Raw genomic sequence first — 19675 nt, 5'->3', positions numbered from 1 at the left:
GCGCAACCATCCACCTGCCCGGAGCGCACATGCCACACCTTGAACTTTCCCAAATGACGAAGTCCTTCGGTGCGACGCAGGCCCTGAAGGAAGGGAACCTCTCGCTACATTCCAGCGAAGTACACATGCTCGTCGGCTCGAACGGCTCGGGCAAAAGCACGCTTTGCAAGATCATCGCGGGTTCCGTTGAGGCGGATAGCGGGACGATTTCTCTGAATGGTAAGGCTGTCAACATCAAGAGCCCGTCGGATGCCCGCAAACTCGGCGTGTCGATTTTCTTTCAGGAACTCAGCCTGTCCAACAATCGCACGGCGGCGGAGAATATCGTGCTTAATGCCCTGCCCGCTCGTCGGGGCCTGCTCGACAGGAAGAGCATACAGGAACAGGCGAAAAGCGCGCTGGAACCATTCGCGGAAGTGATGGGCGCGGCCTTCGATCTTGATACGCCCGTTGGGCAGCTGCGCGCCGACCAGCGCCAGATGATCGAAATCATGAAAACCTTTCATTCGGGTGGCGACATCCTTATTTTCGACGAACCCACCTCGGCACTGGACCGCAGCCAGTCAGAAGCCTTCTTCAACGAGATAGAACGGCGAAAAGCCGACGGCGCTTCCATCATCTTCATCTCGCACCGGATGGAGGAGGTCTTTGATATCGGTGATCGCGTCACGGTGATCCGGGATGGCAAAACGGTCTACTCTTCGAGAATCTCTGAAACATCCCAAAAGCATCTTGTGGCGCAGATGGTCGGGATTGAGCAGGACCATGATGGGTTCGCCGCCGCACCTGACAGGCCTGTGGCGACAGATGTTCATATGACGGTTCATAATCTCAGCTCAGGCAAACTGAAGCCCACCTCATTCGAATTGAAGCGCGGCGAGATCCTCGGCCTTGGCGGGCTACATGGGCAGGGACAATCCGACCTGCTTCGCAGCCTCGCAGGCCTGACCCGCGCGACAGGGACCGTTCACCTCGACGGAAAAACCCTCAACCTCAAATCGCCGCGCACCGCCATTCTTCAAGGGATGGCCTATGTTTCGGGCGACAGGCGCAATGACGGCGCTATCACGGGACGCACGATCCTCGAAAACGTCACCCCCATCAGCCTTCTGAAGCGCGGAACCATGTTCCTGCGCTCGGGCCCGCAATCGAAATCCGCCAAGACGGCCCTGTCCCACCTCTCGACCAAATACGAGGGACTGAGTGCATCAATAGACGCCCTGTCTGGCGGCAACCAACAAAAGGTCATCATCTCCCGATGGCTCACCGACAAACCCGATGTCCTTCTGCTCGATGATCCGACCAAGGGCATTGATATTTCGACCAAAATAGAGCTGTTCGACCTCATCCGCGAGTTGGCGCAAAGCGGCCTATCCATCATTCTCTACTCCTCCGAAGACGCCGAACTTCTCGCAAACTCAGATCGCATTCTCGTGTTCAACAACGGGGAGGTCTGCAAGGAGCTCACCGGGGCAGACCGCACGAAAACGAAACTCACCCAAGCAGCATTCGAGGCGGCCCAATGACCTTATTCACCAAAAGTCGGCGAGGAAAACTTACCTTCCTGCCCGCACTCGCAATCCTTGCCGCTGTTTTCATCCTGAACGGCGTCACCGAACCGAACAGCCTGAAAATGTTCGCGCTCAAAGGGTTGATCAGCACATACCTCGCCCTAATGTTCCTTGCGGTTGCGCAAACCATCGTCGTTTTCGCAGGCGACATCGACCTTTCCGTGGGCGCCATTCTGGGTTTGGTGAATGTCATCGTCGTCACGATAATGGACTCAATGGGGGGCGGTCTTTCGTCCGTCCTGCTCGCCATAGCGGCGGGCCTTTCCGTCGGGGCGGCATGTGGGCTTCTCAACGGGCTTCTGGTCGTGAGGCTACGCCTTCAGGCCATTGTTGCCACCTTCGCGTCTTCGATCGTGTTTGCTGGCTGTGCGCTTTGGGTCATGCCAGTCGCGGGAGTGCCTGCTCCGGCCATTTTCTGGCGCGCATATGGTGCGAAATTTCTCGGCGTGCCGGTGGTCTTTTTGATTGCCATCGGCCTTCTGGGATTGATCGCTTACCTCGTGCGCACAAAGTTGATCCTGCAGATCCTTACGGTCGGGGATGACCAAAAGGCAGCCTATCAATCGGGCCTTCCCGTTACGGCCATTCGCATCAAGGGATACATCATGTGCGGTGTCTTCGCGGCACTCGCAGCCCTCTGCATCACAGGAGATACTGCCAGCGGAGACCCGAATGTTGGTGCGGCGATCACACTCAACTCCGTTGCCGCAACCGTGCTTGGTGGGACCGCTCTAGCCGGAGGCTCGGGCTCAATGCTTGGCTCCGTCTTCGGCGCCCTTGCGATCGGCCTGATAAACAGTCTGGTCTTCTTTCTTGGCACCCCGTCTGAATGGCAAAACCTCGCGCAAGGCTTGACCATTCTGGTGGCCCTTATGATCGGGATATTTGTTAGCCGGAGAGTTCAGTCATGAAGTTCCTACAACACCCCATCACCATCTCCAGTGCTCTTGTTCTTGCTCTTCTGGTGCTTGGCGAAACGCTGTCCCCCGGCTTTGCATCCTTGCAGCAATTGCAAAGCCTTCTGATCGTCTCCGCCCTTCTCGGCATCGTGGCGGCGGGACAAAACCTCGTCATTCTGGGCGGCCGCGAAGGCATTGACCTCTCCGTGGGCGGCGTCATTTCGATCTCCGCACTGATCGGCGGGAACATTATGGACGGCAGCAATGCAGGCATCCTCCCTGCCCTCGTTGCCTGCCTTGGCGCGGGAGCCTTCTTCGGCCTCCTCAATGGTCTGGGCGTCACACTGTTGCGCATTCCGCCATTGGTAATGACCCTCGGAATGCTCGGCGTTCTCGAAGGCCTTCTGGTCGTTGTGCGGCAGGGTATCCCCTCGGGACGTGCAGCCCCTATGCTTGCGGAATTTGTGTCCAAGCCGCAGCTTCTCTGGCTTCCTGGTATCATCTGGCTCTGGATCGCAATCGGACTGTTGATGTTCTTCCTGCTCAACAAAACGGTTCTGGGGATGCGTTTCTTCGCCATCGGTGCAAACGAACCTGTCGCGAGAAATGTTGGCGTGAAAGTGCGCTGGACCCGTGTCCGCCTCTATGTTTTCGCAGGGATGTTTTCCGCGGTGACAGGGCTTTGCATCCTCGGCTATTCGGGTTCCTCCTTTGCCAACGTCGGACAACAATACATGCTCGCCTCCATCATTGCCGTTGTTCTCGGCGGCACCCCTCTGGCAGGTGGTCGAGGCGGCTACACCGGCACTATGGTCGGCGCGGTAATGCTCGTTGTCCTTCAAAGCATCCTTACGACACTCAATATCGAAGAGTCAGGGCGGCAATTCATCTTCGGCGCGACCCTGTTGTTGCTGCTCTTCCTCTACGGACGCGAAAAGAACCTGAGAAACTGATGGCACCCAAAACACGCATCAAAGACATCGCACGCGAATTGAACATCGCGCCAGCAACTGTGAGCCGTGCCCTGTCCTCATCGGGGCTCGTGGCGGAACCGAAACTGTCACTGATCCGGCAAAAGGCCGCGGAAATGAACTATCGCCCGAACGTGCAAGCACGCTCACTTCGCACACAGCGGTCAATGTCAATTCTGGTCGCCGTGCGCGACATCGGAAACCCCTTCTACCTGGAGGTATTCAAGGGCGTGGAGGCAGTGGCGCGCGAGCAAGGGTATTCGGCATTGATGGTGAATACCGATGGAAAGGCAGAACGCGAGCAAAACTGCTTCGAGATGCTACACGATGGCCATGCCGACGGAATGATCCTGATGACGGGCAACCTTCCTGACAAAAAGGAAATCAACACGCGCAATATTGTCGTGGCTCTTGAAGGCATCGACAGCGAGGAGATTTCACAGGTCCTCATCGACAACGCCGCGGCCGTGCGACAAGCCGTGGATCATCTGGTCGGGCTCGGCCACAGCAGGATCGCGCATATTCGCGGCCCCGTTGGCGAAGGCATGAGCGAGAAGCGGGACAAAGGGTTCCGCGCCGCTCTCGCCGCGCACGACATCCCACTGCGCGAGGACTACCAGCAACGCGGTGACTACAATTTCGAGGCGGCGAAAGTTGCCACAGATACCCTACTCGACCTACCCGAGCCGCCCACGGCAATCTTTGCCTCCAACGACGAAATGGCAATTGGCGTCCTGAGTACCGCTCAGGAACGCGGCCTGCGAATCCCGCAGGATCTCTCGGTGGTCGGGCTCGATGATATCTATCTCAGCCGCGCGGTCTTTCCCGCACTGACAACCGTCAGCCAGCCTCGCGCCGACATCGGGCAATGCGCCATGACCACCCTTCTCGCGCAACTCAACGGCGACGCACTATGCGGCCAGCAGCTCTTTCCAACCCATTTGGTCGAACGCGCCACAACCGGTGCGCCCTCAAACTCGAATATGAAGCAGGAGAAAGAAACATGACGCTCCAGTCCAAACCCACATTGAACATCGCCATTGTCGGCACAGGATTCATTGCCGAATTTCACCTGCGGTCCATGATTGGGGTTCGAAACGTAAACGTCGTTGGTGTCTATTCCCGCAGCGCCGAGAACCGTGACCGCATTACCGCCCTGAGCCAAGAACTCGACCTCGGCCCCTGCGTCGGCTTCGAAAGTCTCGAAGCGCTCTGCCAGTCAGACACAGTGGATGCTATCTGGATTCTGTCGCCCAACCATACGCGCCTCGACGTTATGCGCACTATCAGAGACGAAGTGATCGCGGGACGCTCAACGATCAGGGCGGTCGCTTGTGAAAAGCCACTGGCCCGCACCGTCCGCGAAGCCCGCGAAATGGTACGCCTTGTGGAAGAGGCAAATCTCTTGCATGGCTACCTCGAAAATCAGGTGTTCTGCACACCGGTTCTGCGCGGCAAGGAAATCATCTGGCGACGGGCCGCGCGCACGACAGGACGTCCCTATATTGCCCGCGCGACCGAGGAGCATTCTGGCCCCCACGCACCGTGGTTCTGGCAAGGCGACAAACAGGGCGGCGGCGCACTGTCGGACATGATGTGCCACAGCGTCGAGGCCGCGCGCCACATGCTGACCGACCCTGACAAGCCCCGCGAAAGCCTGAAGGTCAAAGCCGTGAACGGCACGGTTGCCACCCTGAAATGGTCGCGTCCCGATTACGCGAATGAACTCACCGAGCGCTTCGGATCGGGCGTCGACTACCTAAACCGCCCGAGCGAGGACTTCGCCTCTGGCCGCGTGATCCTCGAAGATGAAAGCGGCAATGAACTGGTCATCGAAGCCACAACAAGCTGGGCCTATGTTGGCGCAGGCCTGCGCATCCAACTCGAACTTCTCGGACCAGAATACGCGATGGAATTCAATTCACTGGACACCGGTCTTAAAGTGTTCATGTCCCGCCGCGTTACCGGTGAAGAAGGAGAGGATCTCGTCGAGAAACAGAACTCAGAGCAAGGGCTCATGCCAGTCCTCGAGGACGAGGCTGGGGTCTACGGCTACACCGACGAGAACCGTCATATGGTCGACGCCTTCCGCAAGGGGCAAATGCCGTCCGAGACATTCCATGACGGTCTGGCCGTCGTCGAGATCCTGATGGGTCTTTACATGTCGGCAGAACTCGGACGCACGGTCAACTTCCCCGACGAGGCAATCGAGGACTACGTGCCCGTCGTGGCGCGGGTTGCAAGTCCCGATGCTTGATCCCGTTCTGTTATGTGACTTGGGGGGGACGAATTGCCGTCTTGGTCTGATGCGCGACGGTGTCGTGGACAGGACCAACATCGCATCTTACGAGAACGCGGATGTGCCCCACCTCATTGCCCAGATCCAGCGTTATCAAAGCGGTCGCTTTGATGCGTTGGAGGGGATGGTCATTGCGCTCGCGGCTCCGGCCGAGGGCGACCGCGTGGCGCTCACCAATCTGGATTGGGTGCTGGACAAACGGGAACTGATGGACGCCTTCTCGGTGCGCTCTGTTACCTTCCTCAATGACTTTACCGCACTCGGATATGCGCTTGGGGACATGGCATCGCTCGACACCCTGCCCCTCGCAGAGCGCGACCTCGACACCAGCCAGACCAGGCTGATCCTTGGCGCGGGAACAGGCTTCAACTGTGCCGCCTATCTCACGGACGGATCTGTGACCATTTGCGAGGCAGGACATGCCTCCTTTGTTCCGATCACCGACTTCGACCTGAGATTGCGCGAGAAGATGACCGAGCGATACGGCAGATGCTCGAATGAGCGGCTTCTATCAGGTCAGGGATTCCGCGAGATCTACGCCGATCTTTCGAACACGCCAGTGGATGAAGTCTCTGGGCCAGACGTGCTGCGCGCAGGCGTTGATGGTCGTGATGCCACGGCGCGTCAGGCCTGCATGGAATTCGCGCGGATGCTCGGGCAGACAGCAGGCGATCTGGCGCTGACCTTTTGGGCAAAGGGCGGCGTGTGGCTTGCAGGCGGCCCCTGTCGCGCGCTCGCGCCGATCCTTGCCCTGCCAGACGGCCCATTCCTCACGGCCTTCCGCCAGAAAGGGCGCATGACAGACGAGATGGCACAGGTGCCCGTTGCCCTGCTCCAAGATGACTATGCCGCCCTGCACGGCTGCGCCCACAAATTCCGTCACTGACTGAACGATAGGAAACACGATGAACACGTCCGAATTCGGCGCCCTCATGCGCTCGGAAGCTGCAGAATCCGCCGATGTCTTGCGGCGCACCCTCGGCACGCGCCCGCTTGAGCCCCTGCTGACCCCGCGTCCCCGCGCCATCTATTCCATCGCGCGCGGCTCGTCCGACGCCGCCGCGACGGTTCTCAATTACGAGTTCATGCGCGTTTTGAAAGTACCCGCCACGACACTCCCTCCATCGGTGTTTTCCGTGGGCGATGGCGTCGAGTTCCACGACAGCACCGCCATAGCCATCTCGCAATCTGGAGCCAGCGGTGATCTCGTCGCCGCCGCCAAAGGCGCCGCCACCTCAGGCGCGCAGGTCATCGCGATCACCAACGTCGCAGGCTCTCCCGTCGAAGCGCAGGCGCATCACAGGATCGCCATCAATGCTGGTCCAGAGAAGGCCGTCCCCGCAACAAAATCCGTGGTCGGCGCCATCGCGGCGGGCATGGCCCTTATCGCCTCTGCCGACGCCGACTATGCGCGCAGCATCGACGCGATCCTGCCCACACTCGACGCCTCCACGCCTCCGACATCCATCGAGGCCGCAGACCTCCCCGCCAAGATCGCCGCATCAAAGCACATCTTCGTCGTTGGGCGGCAGGCAACATTCGGCGCGGCGCAGGAAGTGGCGCTTAAGATCAAAGAATGCTGTGGCATCCACGCGGAAGCCTATTCGGCCTCCGAGATCATCCACGGCCCGATGCAGCTTGCTGGCCCCGACCTGTTAACCATCATTCTGGACGACGAGACCCCTGCGCTCGCGGGCAGTCTCGACCTCGCCCATGACCGCTTTGAAAGTGCAGGGAGCACGGTGGTGCGTCTGTCGCTGGAGCATGCGACTCCCCTGCCCCAAGCCCTTTCGGCGGCATTCTTCCTAATACATCTCTATCCGCAAATCCTTGAAGCAGCCCTCGCGCTCGGGATCAACCCCGATAGCCCGAGCCTGCTGGCCAAGGTGACGCAAACGCTCTGAGAACGATGAAAGCTAAAGGAACCGTCTGAAACCGTTCCCGCGTTCCCACTGTTCCCGTCAGAAACCTGAATGGATAAGATCGTGACGCGAAGGGCAGCTGTATTGCGATCCCCTACACCGCACAGTCTCAGACTAATACTCCTGACATTCATCGAAACATGGGAACATGGGAACAGCCGAGTAACGGAGAATTCGCCCCCGCAACCATCTTGTAGCGCCACAGCCCTGACCTCTCCTTGAAGAATATGTCGGAAAGCAGCCTGCTACCCGCGGGGATCGCGCCTTACCCTGGCACAAGAACGCAATTTTCACGGTTGCCCGCGCGCCCATGTTTGGCTACTGCTCAAATCTGAACGATGGAGCATCTATTCGCACCTCGCCACAACGCTATCGGGCGCGCCTCAAAGGCAGCGCTACTGCGGTAGCCTGCGAAAATCCCAGCCACAATGACCCGTTCCAAACTCCAAGAAGACATGCAATTTCGCATCCTTCGGCTGCTTCAGGAAAATCCTGAGATGTCGCAACGCGATCTTGCAAAGGCCGTTGGTGTTAGCGTGGGGCGTGTCAACTATGTCCTCAAAGCCCTTGTCGACAAAGGGCTTGTAAAGCTTGGGAATTTCACGGCCTCGAAGGACAAGCGGCGATACGCATACGTTCTGACGCCGAAGGGAATTGCGAAACGCGCTGCCCTCACACGATCCTTTTTGGCGCGAAAAATGGCGGAGTATGAGGCTCTTCGAGAGGAGATCGAGGCGCTGACTTCAGAGCTTCCCGACACAGCAAGAGATCAGAATTGAGGACATTAGCGTGACGAAACGGAGAGTATTGGTCACTGGAACCGCGGGGTTCAATAGCTTCCACCTCGCAATACTTCTTCTCGCCGAGGGCTTCGACGCCTTGGCGGACTATCTGGGAAACGGGGAGACCTTTTCGAAGGTGACCCAAGAGGTGAAAGTGGGATCGTTCTGCGTGTGCAAGCTATGAAACTAAGTTTACACTTTTTCCAAAGAGCATTCGTGGCACCATTTACTTCACTTGAGATGGCATAAATGGGTTTTCTAAGGTCATCGACACTTGTGAGGAACATCGCGGTGGTCGCGTCAGGCACCGCTGCGGCACAGGTAATTGTCGTTGCCTTCTCACCACTGATCACGCGCATCTATGGCCCAGAGGTTTTTGGCCTGCAGGGGGTGTTTCTCTCCTTAGTCGGCATTCTGAGCCCAGTCATTGCTCTGCGATATCCAATGGCAATAATCACCGCCAGCAACGAGGATGACGCTAGACAACTTGCGCGACTGTCTCTCTTAATTTCCGCGGGTATCGCTGGCATTTTGTGGATTGGCTTGATCGCAGGAGGCGAAACAGTTGCACGACTGTTGGGCGCTGACGGCCTTGGGGCTTTAATTCTGTTTCTACCGCTTGCGCTCCTCAGTATCGCATATCAGGATGTCATGAGTTTTCGCGCCGCCAGACTGGGTGCTTTCAAGCTGGTGGGAAGAGTTGAGATTCTCCAAGCGTTTCTAACAAATCTCGCACGGGTTCTTGGAGGGCTTTGGGCACCGATTGCGGCAGCTCTGGTCGTTGTCACCTCTCTCGCTCCAACGGTTAAAGCGGTCATGTTGCGTAGTGGCGCAATCGAACTTCGACAGCCCTCACCAACCCTCACGAAAGAGAAAGCTCTTGAGCTATTAAAGATCCATCGCGATTTCCCGATCTACCGGATGCCTACCGATGTGCTGAACGCCCTGTCGCAATCGGTCCCAGTGTTGCTGCTCGCGGCCTTGTTTTCACCCACGGCAGCGGGATTGTACGCACTGTCGCGGAGTATCTTGCATTTGCCCTCGAATGTAATTGGAGCGGCCGTAGGGAATGTACTCTACGCACGTTTCGCCGAACTATCTAGGAGCGGTCAATCTCTCCTTCCTCTGCTTCTTCGCAGCACAATTGCACTGATGGCGCTCGCCCCCCTAATCATCGGTTGCGCGTGGTTTGCCCCCACTGTTTTTGCCTACGCTTTTGGAGAAGAATGGAGAGAAGCTGGCAACTACGCGCGATGGATGTCGGTGTGGCTAGGCGTCGCACTGGCAAATATTCCTGCCGTCCGAATAGCTCCAGTTGTGAAGGCTCAAAACCTTTTATTGACTATGAACACAGTCAGTTTGGCTGCACGTGTGTCCGCAATGCTATCAATTGCATGGTTAGGGGGAGACGCAGGAACCGCAGTCGCGGCATTCTCCTTAACCAGCGTTGCAGTAAACGTTGCGCTTATCCTTGTACTGTTTCGGCGTTGCGCACGTTGGAATGGAACTCTTCCAGAACACCATTGAGCGAATGAGACATGATACTCAAACTGTTTAACGGCATTCGGATCCTACAAGTGGGAATGGAAAATACGGTATGATCGCTATACATACAAAATCTGGACAGTTTGCTATCGAATGGATCGCCTATTGTCGCGAGAAAGACATTCCATTTAAAGCTGTCGATTGCTTCGCCCCCGAAATCATCAGCCAGCTAAAAGGATGCCGCGCACTGCTTTGGCATTGGCCACACCATGATTTTAGAGCTCAGTTATTTGCTCGCCAATTGATCGCATCAGTAGAAGAGATGGGGATCACCGTCTTTCCGAGCACGAAAACGTCTTGGCACTATGATGACAAGGTTGGCCAGAAGTATCTATTGGAAGCTATGAGAGCACCGCTTGTTCCGACCTATGTTTTTTATGAAAAAGAAGTGGCTCTAAAATGGGTCAACACGGCCACCTTCCCGAAGGTTTGGAAACTCCGTGGTGGAGCTGGGTCTCAAAACGTGCAGTTGGCAAAGACGCAAGCCGATGCACGCCGAATTATTAAAAGGTCTTTTTCCAAAGGGTGGGGAAACTCGCGCTTTCACGCATTGAAAGAACGCCTTTGGCACTTGAGGAGAGACCGAAGCCTGAGCGCATTTTTGAACCTTAGTAGGGGAGTTTTTAGGGCGATCGTGCCTCATGAACTAAATTCCAAGAACCCATTGCAAAGGGACTATGTGTATTTTCAAGAGTTTATTCCCGACAATAAATTCGACATACGGGTGATCGTCATCGGCGATCGTGCCTTTGCGATACAGAGGATGGTCCGAACGGGCGACTTCAAAGCCTCAGGAAGCGGTGAAATCGTATTTGACAGATCAGTAATTCCTTTGGATTGCGTACAGATCGCGTTCGACGTGACCTCCAATCTAGGATCGCAGAGTTGTGCTTTCGATTTTGTGCAGCGAGACGGGAAGTGGCTGATTGTTGAGGTGAGCTATACATTCAGCGCAGATGCGTATCGAAAGTGCCCAGGCTACTGGGATCGCTCTTTGATCTGGCACGAAGCCCCAGTCACACCAGAGCGTTTTATGCTCGAAGATCTGCTGACCACTATTGGCATTGGGACGCATTAAATGTCCTCTCGTAGCAACTCCCGCCACATCGCCATCTATGTGCCCTCGCTGCGTGGTGGCGGGGCGGAGCGGATCATGGTTATTCTTGCCAACGGAATGGCTGCACGAGGACATCAGGTGGACTTGGTGCTCACTCAGGCTGTTGGCCCGTATCTCCCAGAAGTTGCCGATAATGTACGCATCGTCGATATGAAACGTGGTCGGGTGCTGGCCAGTCTGCTGCCGCTCGCGCGTTACCTGCGACGCGAACGTCCCGATGCGATGCTATCGGCCCTGAACCATGCCAACATCATCGCAATTCTCGCACGCAAACTGGCGCGAAGCTCGACACGACTTATTGTCAGTGAGCGCAACAGCCTAACATCAGACTCTGGCGGCACTGTTCGGAAGGTTATACGTACCCTGATGCGCCATTTCTATCCTGCCGCCGATGGTGTCATAGCTGTCTCGCAAGCGATGAAGGAGGAGTTAATCAAGGAGCTGCACCTGCCATCCGAAAAAGTAGTTGCGATTCCCAACCCCATTGACTTCACCGCCCTCGATCCATTGGCACGAAAGCGACCAGATCATCCTTGGTTCGCCAATGGTCAACCTCCCGTAATTCTAGCGGTTGGTCGTTTGGCGCCGCAGAAGGACTTCGAAACACTTTTGAAAGCGTTTTCACTTGTTCACTCGCGAAGGTCAGTTCGACTTGTCATATTGGGCGAAGGCCCGCTACGTCCAGAACTTGAACAGTGCGCTGAGCAACTAGGAATTGCGGATAAAACTGATTTGGTCGGCTTCAAAGACAATCCGTTTGGTTGGATGTCGGCATGCGACCTTTTCGTTCTTTCATCTCGGCATGAGGGTTTTCCAAATGTACTGGTGCAGGCCATGGCTTGCGGCGCGCGTGTGGTTAGTACCGACTGCCCCACCGGCCCCAACGAAATATTGGAAGGCGGTCGCTGGGGGCGGTTGGTGCCCGTTGGGGATGCCGATGCGCTCGCAAATGCCATGGCAGCCGCGCTAGACGACCCGTCTCCGCCCGACGTTCGCAAGAGGGCAGAAGATTTTCGTAGCGAGCTAGCGGTTGAAGCTTATGTTGCACTGCTATGCCCTCCCCCACGAGATCGCTCGTAAGGTGGTAACATCCATCGAAAACTTGATCGCACTTACCCAGTGCTGCCCCCTTTTTATAAGGCTCAGTATCTCACACACTGCCACCACGGAGTACCCCTAAGGTTGATCTATATTCTTATATGCTATGGATTGTTCCTTCTCCCTGTCGCGGTTGGAGCAAGAACTTTATTATCTCACCAACTTTATCTCGTTACTCTATTCTTGCTCTTTGTTTTTTCTGCATTCAGGTTCGAAGTAGGGTGCGATTGGCCCTCATACTTCGGTCAATATTTGGATGTAAGCGTACGATATCCAGATTGGACGTTGACGGAACGCGAACCCCTTTATTGGGGGACGGTGCGCATTCTGCGCTACCTCGAACTCCCATACCCTTCGGTCCACGTCGTTACATCGGCAATATTTTTCTTCGGAATCGCCTCGCTTGCGCGCAGACAACCTAACCCTCTCGCTTTTCTAGCCTTGTTATTTCCATTCCTAATCATCAACATGCCAATGTCTGGGATAAGACAAGGTGCTGCAATCGGTCTAATTTCCGTCGCTTTAACACACTTTATCGACAAGAAGACTATCTGGTTCACTGTCTGGGTCGTCATCGCAACAGGGTTCCATTCTAGCGCGGCAATATTTTTACTTCTCGTCCCTCTCGTGATGGGCTCATATACTAGGCTTCGCATATTTTTGGCCGCCATTTTTGCTATTCCAGGGGTGTACTTTCTGGTCTCAGGATCAGTGGCGGAGCGCGCAATGAATGTATATGTCGATTCTGGGTACGAGGCTGCCGGCGCGGGCTTCCGACTTGGATTGTTGTTTATTAGTGGTTTGTACTTCATTGTCTTTTTGCGCAAAGTGTGGCGCAGACAGTTTCCCGAAGACTTCCCGCTGGCGCATCTATTTTCGATGGCTATGGTTCTAATGATTGCCATGCTTCCCCTATCGTCGATTATCGGAGACCGCCTCGGCTATTATCTCATCCCAATGCAGGCAATGATTATCGCAAGAATTCCATTTCTGAAGATTCGACATCGCCAGATGAAAGCGGCGCTTCCTTGTGTTGTGCTGTTGCTTGGCTTCACGACATGGACAAGCCTGTCGTCGCATTTTAAGGAATGCTACATTCCCTATCAGTCTTGGCTGCTTGGTCTTCCAAACGCGAATTGGTCAACACAGTAGTTCTGTCTTAGATCAGCAGAAAAATGCCCCTTGGTCATGTGGTTCTTTGCAACGCCACAACATCGCCAAATTCAAATCAATAGTAAACGGGTATATTCGTAAATGAAAATTCTCCACATCATCACAGGCCTGAATGACGGAGGCGCCGAGGCGGTCCTCTATCGGCTCTGCACCCATGATCATGTGTATCAGCACCATGTCGTCTCGCTGATGGATGCTGGCAAATATGGCCCAATGTTAACGGAGGCTGGAGTGCCCGTTACCTGCCTGAACATGAAACAGGGCAAGGTCAGTGTGCGAGGCCTATGGAAGCTGTGGCGCCTCATTCGCAAACTGCAACCCGATGCAATTCAGACGTGGATGTACCACGCCGATCTGCTGGGGGGCGTAACGGCACGGCTGGCAGGGCAACGCAATATCGTATGGGGTAACCACCACACCACACTAGATCCCGCCGAAAGTCCGCGAAGCACAATTCTTGTGGCGAAAGCCTGTGCCCGACTTTCTCGGATCGTGCCCCGACGCATAATTTGCTGCGCCAAAAAATCTTTCGAAGTGCATGCGGAACTCGGTTATGACCGCGCGCGCATGCGTGTTGTTCCCAATGGCTATGACCTCTCCATTTTCCAACAAAATCCTACGGCGGGTCTCCAACTGCGACAAGAATTGGAACTTTCTCCCACCGAGCCAGTCATCGGGTTTGTCGCGCGGTTTGATCCACAAAAAGACCACGCAAACCTGTTAAATGCACTGAGTATCCTGAAAGCGCAGGGGGATTATCCCAAATGCCTGCTGATTGGCACGGGATTGGATACCCAGACCAAAGACCTGGTGGATGAGATAGCGGTTCGAGGCCTCAATGACGACATTCTGCTACTTGGACGACGCAATGACATCCCGTCCGTGATGAATGCACTGGACCTACACATTATGTCTTCGGCATTCGGCGAAGCATTTCCAAACGTTCTGTCTGAAGCAATGGCCTGCGGCACGCCCTGTGTTTCAACTGATGTAGGGGACGCAGCAGCAATCATCGGTGATACGGGCAGGATCGTGCCAACGCGAAATCCACAAGCCCTTGCTGACGCAATCACCGACCTTCTCACCGAGCGCCAGGGACCAGATTGGGAACAGCGTCGCGAGGCTGCCCGCCGCCACGTTTCCGAGAATTTCTCGATCAAGCGGATGGTGGAAAGCTACCACGAAACGTGGTTCAGTTAAGCGAACCAACTCGAAGAAATAAACTCACACAGTAGAGAATAGTATGAAACTCTTGTTAACAGGTGGGGCCGGTTACATTGGCTCACACGTTCTTCTCTCATGTTTGGAAGCGGGTCATGACGCCATCGTTCTTGATGACTTTTCGAACAGTTCAAGGGAAGCATTAACGCGCGTTGAGGCGTTAACGGGACGTCATTTTTCTTTGTACGAAGGCGACATCCGTGACGCGACAATGTTGGAACAGATTTTCAAGGACAACAAAATTGACGCAGTTTTGCACTTCGCTGGCCTAAAGGCCGTCGGTGAAAGTGTTCAGAAACCGCTCGACTACTACGATGTGAATGTCGGGGGCAGTGTCACTCTGGCAAAAGCGATGGCACAGGCGGGTGTGTATCGCGTTGTGTTCAGCTCGACCGCCTCGGTCTATGGTGACCAGGAAAAGATGCCGTTGACCGAAGAAAACGTCCCCGGCGAGGCGGCCAGTCCCTATGCGCGTACCAAGCGTATGGTCGAACAAGTTTTTGAAGATCTATGCATCTCTGACCAACGCTGGAGTGTCGCGATCCTCCGGTATTTCAACCCCGTCGGAGCCCATCCCAGCGGTCAAATTGGAGAGGATCCTCTTGGAGAACCCGCCAACCTCGCTCCATTTGCCATGCAAGTTGCCGTGGGACGGCGTCAAAGCCTTGCTGTCTTTGGAGATGACTATCCCACACCGGACGGCACTGGCGTACGAGACTACATCCATGTCATGGATCTTGCGGAGGGGCATCTGGCTGCAGTGAATTTCCTCACAAAGAACTCTGGCTTTGGCGTCTGGAACCTTGGCACAGGGCGCGGCCACTCGGTTCTCGACGTGGTGCGAGAACTGGAAAACATCACTGGCAAACCGCTTCCCAAGCGCATTGCTTCACGGCGCCCTGGAGACACAGCGCAATGCTGGGCCGATCCTTCGCGCGCGGCGACTGACTTGGGCTGGAAAGCAAAACGCGGGCTAAGCGATATGCTGACAGATCACTGGCGCTGGCAGGAGCAGAATCCGAAAGGGTACAACAAATGAAAATTGCAGTGGTAACGAGTCAAGCGTCATCACTCCTGAACTTCCGAGGTCCATTACTTACTGAGATGTGCAAACGCGGATATGAAGTTCTAACTTTTGCACCGAACATTGATGAACTCACCCGCAACGACTTGGTCGCTATGGGCGTAACACCAATAGAGACATCAATGTCGCGATCAGGTCTAAATCCCCTTCGAGAATTGGCTGTGATTTTCGAGCTTTGGCGATTGCTGCTCAAACATAAGCCAGATGTTTGCTTTGCCTACTTCATTAAGCCTGTGATTTATGGGGCAATTGCAGCTTGGTTTGCGCGAGTTCCTCGGCGTTATGGATTGATAGAAGGATTGGGATTTGCGTTCACATCGACCTCTTCAGTCGATAGGCGTCGTGAGCGTGTACAAAAAGCGATCACGCTATTGTCCCGTTTCACCCTGAAACGATTGAATCGCGTAATATTCCTCAATCCAGACGACAGACGGGAATTTATCGAGAGGCGGCTTGTCGACGCAGAAAAGACAGATCTATTGGGAGGTATTGGCCTCGATCTTGACGCATGGTCCCCTGTGCCGCCGCCAAAAAATGAAGTTACGTTTATTGTTGTCGCCAGATTGCTACGCGACAAAGGTATAAGTGAATTCGCTGCCGCCGCCCGTCTCTTGCGAACAGATTATCCAGAAGCACGCTTCGTATTATTGGGAGGACGGGACGAGAATCCAGCGGCAATCCCCCAAGCAGATGTTGATGCTTGGGTTGCTGAAGGTCTGATTGAGTGGAAAGGTCACGTCCCATCCAAGCCATGGTTCGAAAAGGCCAACATTTTTGTTCTTCCGTCTTATCGCGAAGGCGTACCGTTAAGCACGCAAGAGGCAATGGCACTAGGACGGCCTGTGATTACAACCGATGTTCCGGGCTGTCGCGAAACGGTCATCAATGGGCGAAACGGGTTCATGGTTCCACCCCGAGACCCAGTGGCCTTGGCCGCCGCCATGCGTCATTTCCTCGAACAACCCGAAGACATTGCTACGATGGGCGCAGAAAGTCGAAAAATGGCAGAAGAACAATTTAATGTTCATGCGCAAAACGACAAACTACTTAGTTTTCTTGGTCTATAACGGGAAAAACCCTCCAAAATGAAACTGACTCTGCGATAGACTTCTCAATCGCGCACGACTTTATCGCCCTGCCCCGAACCCTTCGCGGTCGCCAGAGCAATTTTAACATCTAACGACAGACATTGCAGGGCGACATATTGCGCATCGACTTGAACAAGTCGGTCGGGCGTACTCATGTCGATGTCTCGGATTTGCGCCAAGCCACTAATGCCGGGTTTGACATCGAATACACCTAGTTGGCGGCGTTTCGCGACCAGTTCGGCCTGCGATGGCAAGCAAGGGCGGGGACCAATCAGACTAATTTCATTGCGAGCAATATTCAAAATTTGAGGTAATTCGTCGATTTTAGTGCTGCGCAGAATTTTTCCAATCTTTGTGATTGAAGCTGCGGATACCTCATGCGTACCGGCTTGAGTTGTACCCTGAGCCATTGTTCGGAACTTGTAACAGTTGAACGTCTTTCCGTTGCGGCCAACGCGCTCTTGAATAAAGAAACCTGGGCCTGGGCTATCCAGCTTAATGGCGACCCAAACGAGCAACATGAGCCATCCCAGAAATACAAAGACGAATAACGCGAACAACAAGTCTATTGTGCGTTTGGTCCAAACGAATACTGGGTTGTCTTGCAAATTGTCGTGCAAGTAGTGAGGTCCGCAACGGTCGTTACAGAGAATTTCCTCAATTCGATCTGCAACTTTTTCGACGTGAACGGTCGGGCGAAGTGCTCCAAGGCAAGTTAGTGCTGGTTTGAGCAGGATCTTCGGGCATTTGTTCAGCACTGCCAGTTTTCCGCGAAATCTGCTGCCATGGACCGCTGCCATATGCAGAACCGATACATCGATTCCAGTTTCGTTTAACACAAGTTCTTCAGCCTCAGCTTTTGAACGCGCGTAATCACTCCTCGGCGGGGACAGACCAAGAGTATGCAAACTGGACGCAAAAATGAACTTTTTCACTCCTGCAGACTTCGCCGCCTCCAACACAGAAAGCGTAAGATCAACATTGATCTCGCGAAACGCAGAGAGATCGCCCTGACGATCATTATGTCGCACTGCCAAATGCAAGACGCATGCGGCATCGACTAGATGGTTGTCGAAATCCGCATAGTCCACGCAAACCAAATCGGGATACTTCTCCGATAAGACGCCGAATCTACCACTGACAAGGACGAGATCATGACCATTGTTGCGCAAGAATGGTATCAACTCACCCGCCAAAAAACCTGATGCGCCTGTTATTACTAGTTTCATCAAACACTACTCTTTTTCTTTACCAAACTACACCGTTTAGACTTCCATGGTAAATTTAGCGTTTCGTAGTTGCATGAAATTTCTCACGGTGACAACAAACAGTTGTGCATTCGAGTGCCCAATTTCTTAATGCCGCGACGACCACGAACGGACCACCTCGCTGATCCCTAAAGTACAGTTGGGCCCAAGAGTATCAAGTCTTCTTATGCTCCATTTCTGCCGTCCGCTGACCGTCGGCATGGAGGATATCTGAGGCATCGAACGCTCAAACCACCAAACTTTTCCTAGACCATCGGCAACGCGCCTCCTAAAGTAAAACATGAACATTACGGGAACGGTCTCACAGCCGTCTCACAAATGTCTCACAAATCAGGCAAACGGCCATCAACAGCGAAGAAAAAAGTTACGCAAAATCAATCAGTTGTAAATCTCTGGCGAAACTAGCTCCGATCCCTACCGCAGATGCCACAACCGCTTTCATAAAAGGGGGAGGCAAAGCTCTTAGGAGACCTTTTTCGTCTCTCCTATTGAGACCGCGAGCACTGCAGCTTACATGCATCGATGACCAATAAGGTAGCCCCGCCTATCCACTCAGAAGATGAAACGCGAGACAGCTAAAAACTGGTGCAGGATCTACCTGAGTTAAAGTTGTCCGCCTCTATCCGAGGCAGCTTTTTCGAAGCGGATAGAGGCGGACGACGTAGCGGTTGGGGACAGCACAGCTACGTTTTCTTACAGTTTCTCAGTCAACTCGGGCACGGCGTCGAAGAGGTCTGCCACGAGGCCGTAGTCGGCAACTTGGAAGATCGGGGCTTCTTCGTCCTTGTTGATGGCGACGATGACCTTGCTGTCTTTCATGCCTGCGAGGTGCTGGATCGCACCGGAGATGCCTGCGGCGATATAGAGGTCTGGGGCGACGACCTTGCCGGTCTGGCCAACCTGCCAGTCGTTGGGGGCAAAGCCGCTGTCGACCGCGGCACGCGAGGCGCCCACGGCGCCGCCGAGTTTGTCCGCCAGCGCGGAGATGATCGCGAAGTCCTCTTCGGAGCCGACACCACGCCCTCCAGAAACCACCACCTTGGCGGAGGTCAGTTCGGGACGGTCGCTTTCGGCAACCTTGTCCTCGACGAAGCGCGACAGGCCCTTGTCGCCCGCGCCAGAAGCAGCCTCGACGGAGGCCGAGCCACCCTCGCCGGCCGCATCAAAGGTCGATGTGCGCAGAGAGATGACCTTGGTCGCATCGCCCGATTTCACGGTTTGCACAGCGTTGCCCGCATAGACGGGGCGCTTGAAGGTGTCGGCGTCGACAACTTCGATCACGTCAGAGATCACCATCACATCAAGCAGGGCGGCCACGCGAGGAAGCACGTTCTTGCCCGTGGTCGTGGCGGGCGCGGTGATATGCGTGACGCCATCCGCAAGCGAGACGATCAGATCAGCGACATTCTCGGCCAGACCATGCGCATAGGCCGCGTCATCGGCGAGCAGCACCTTGGCCACCCCGTCGATTTTCGCCGCCGTCTCCGCAGCGGCTTGCGGGCCACACACGAGCACGGTGACATCGCCGAGCGCGGCAGATGCGGTCACGGCCTTGGCGGTTGCATCGACGGACAATTCGCCGCCAGAGACTTCAGCGAGAAGAAGAACGGACATCAGACAAGGCCCTCCTCTTTGAG

The 19675-nt window shown here is 55.0% G+C and carries 17 protein-coding genes and 1 pseudogene; 16 read left to right on the top strand and 2 right to left on the bottom strand.

All coding sequences use genetic code 11. From position 1 onward, the window contains the following. Window positions 1-29 precede the first annotated feature (29 nt). The 16 genes and pseudogenes from ACN0SC_RS04990 (at window position 30) to ACN0SC_RS04915 (ending at window position 16749) form a co-directional block, all read left to right on the top strand. Window positions 30-1526, top strand: a complete 1497-nt coding sequence (locus ACN0SC_RS04990; protein WP_417248575.1) for a sugar ABC transporter ATP-binding protein — start codon at window positions 30-32, stop codon at window positions 1524-1526. Further along, window positions 1523-2482, top strand: coding sequence for an ABC transporter permease (locus tag ACN0SC_RS04985; protein WP_417248574.1), 960 nt, complete (start codon window positions 1523-1525; stop codon window positions 2480-2482). Before ACN0SC_RS04990 ends, ACN0SC_RS04985 begins: the two co-directional genes overlap by 4 nt. Beyond that, a complete protein-coding gene (locus tag ACN0SC_RS04980; protein WP_417248573.1) occupies window positions 2479-3423 on the top strand; it encodes an ABC transporter permease in 945 nt (314 codons plus the stop codon). The genes ACN0SC_RS04985 and ACN0SC_RS04980 overlap by 4 nt, the downstream gene beginning before the upstream one ends. Beyond that, complete coding sequence (locus tag ACN0SC_RS04975; protein WP_417248572.1) at window positions 3423-4448, top strand: LacI family DNA-binding transcriptional regulator; 1026 nt, start codon at window positions 3423-3425, stop codon at window positions 4446-4448. Before ACN0SC_RS04980 ends, ACN0SC_RS04975 begins: the two co-directional genes overlap by 1 nt. After that, window positions 4445-5698: a Gfo/Idh/MocA family protein gene (locus tag ACN0SC_RS04970; RefSeq protein WP_417248571.1), complete on the top strand. Its 1254-nt coding sequence runs from the start codon at window positions 4445-4447 to the stop codon at window positions 5696-5698. The genes ACN0SC_RS04975 and ACN0SC_RS04970 overlap by 4 nt, the downstream gene beginning before the upstream one ends. Then, window positions 5691-6626, top strand: a complete 936-nt coding sequence (locus tag ACN0SC_RS04965) for a glucokinase (RefSeq protein ID WP_417248570.1) — start codon at window positions 5691-5693, stop codon at window positions 6624-6626. Before ACN0SC_RS04970 ends, ACN0SC_RS04965 begins: the two co-directional genes overlap by 8 nt. Window positions 6627-6645: 19 nt before the next feature. Beyond that, the gene (locus ACN0SC_RS04960) at window positions 6646-7644 is read left to right on the top strand and encodes an SIS domain-containing protein (protein WP_417248569.1); all 999 of its coding nucleotides are present in this window, start codon (window positions 6646-6648) and stop codon (window positions 7642-7644) included. A gap of 473 nt (window positions 7645-8117) precedes the next feature. Beyond that, on the top strand, window positions 8118-8441 hold the full coding sequence (locus ACN0SC_RS04955) for a MarR family EPS-associated transcriptional regulator (RefSeq protein WP_417248568.1): 324 nt from the start codon (window positions 8118-8120) through the stop codon (window positions 8439-8441). Between the two features lie 10 nt (window positions 8442-8451). Then, a pseudogene (locus ACN0SC_RS04950) lies at window positions 8452-8553 on the top strand (UDP-glucuronate 5-epimerase); the annotation flags it as partial. Window positions 8554-8693: 140 nt separating this feature from the next. After that, a complete protein-coding gene (locus ACN0SC_RS04945) occupies window positions 8694-9971 on the top strand; it encodes a lipopolysaccharide biosynthesis protein (RefSeq protein WP_417248567.1) in 1278 nt (425 codons plus the stop codon). Between the two features lie 70 nt (window positions 9972-10041). Then, complete coding sequence (locus ACN0SC_RS04940; protein ID WP_417248566.1) at window positions 10042-11067, top strand: ATP-grasp domain-containing protein; 1026 nt, start codon at window positions 10042-10044, stop codon at window positions 11065-11067. After that, entirely contained in the window at window positions 11068-12186 is a 1119-nt protein-coding gene (locus ACN0SC_RS04935; protein WP_417248565.1) for a glycosyltransferase, read from the top strand. Between the two features lie 39 nt (window positions 12187-12225). Continuing rightward, entirely contained in the window at window positions 12226-13356 is a 1131-nt protein-coding gene (locus ACN0SC_RS04930; RefSeq protein WP_417248564.1) for an EpsG family protein, read from the top strand. A gap of 102 nt (window positions 13357-13458) precedes the next feature. After that, window positions 13459-14577, top strand: coding sequence for a glycosyltransferase family 4 protein (locus ACN0SC_RS04925; RefSeq protein ID WP_417248563.1), 1119 nt, complete (start codon window positions 13459-13461; stop codon window positions 14575-14577). A gap of 43 nt (window positions 14578-14620) precedes the next feature. Then, window positions 14621-15637: a UDP-glucose 4-epimerase GalE gene (gene galE, locus ACN0SC_RS04920; protein WP_417248562.1), complete on the top strand. Its 1017-nt coding sequence runs from the start codon at window positions 14621-14623 to the stop codon at window positions 15635-15637. Further along, complete coding sequence (locus tag ACN0SC_RS04915; RefSeq protein ID WP_417248561.1) at window positions 15634-16749, top strand: glycosyltransferase family 4 protein; 1116 nt, start codon at window positions 15634-15636, stop codon at window positions 16747-16749. The genes galE and ACN0SC_RS04915 overlap by 4 nt, the downstream gene beginning before the upstream one ends. 44 nt (window positions 16750-16793) lie before the next feature. Here the strand turns inward: ACN0SC_RS04915 and ACN0SC_RS04910 are convergent, their stop codons facing one another. Next, the gene (locus ACN0SC_RS04910) at window positions 16794-17999 is read right to left on the bottom strand and encodes a sugar transferase (protein WP_417248560.1); all 1206 of its coding nucleotides are present in this window, start codon (window positions 17997-17999) and stop codon (window positions 16794-16796) included. Between the two features lie 732 nt (window positions 18000-18731). Next, the gene (locus tag ACN0SC_RS04905) at window positions 18732-19652 is read right to left on the bottom strand and encodes an electron transfer flavoprotein subunit alpha/FixB family protein (RefSeq protein WP_417248559.1); all 921 of its coding nucleotides are present in this window, start codon (window positions 19650-19652) and stop codon (window positions 18732-18734) included. Between the last annotated feature and the right edge of the window lie 23 nt (window positions 19653-19675).

The organism is Celeribacter sp., assembly GCF_048261515.1.
Lineage (GTDB): Bacteria > Pseudomonadota > Alphaproteobacteria > Rhodobacterales > Rhodobacteraceae > Celeribacter.
Note: the sequence above shows the minus strand (reverse complement) of the source record. Positions and strands in the feature narration are given on the sequence as shown.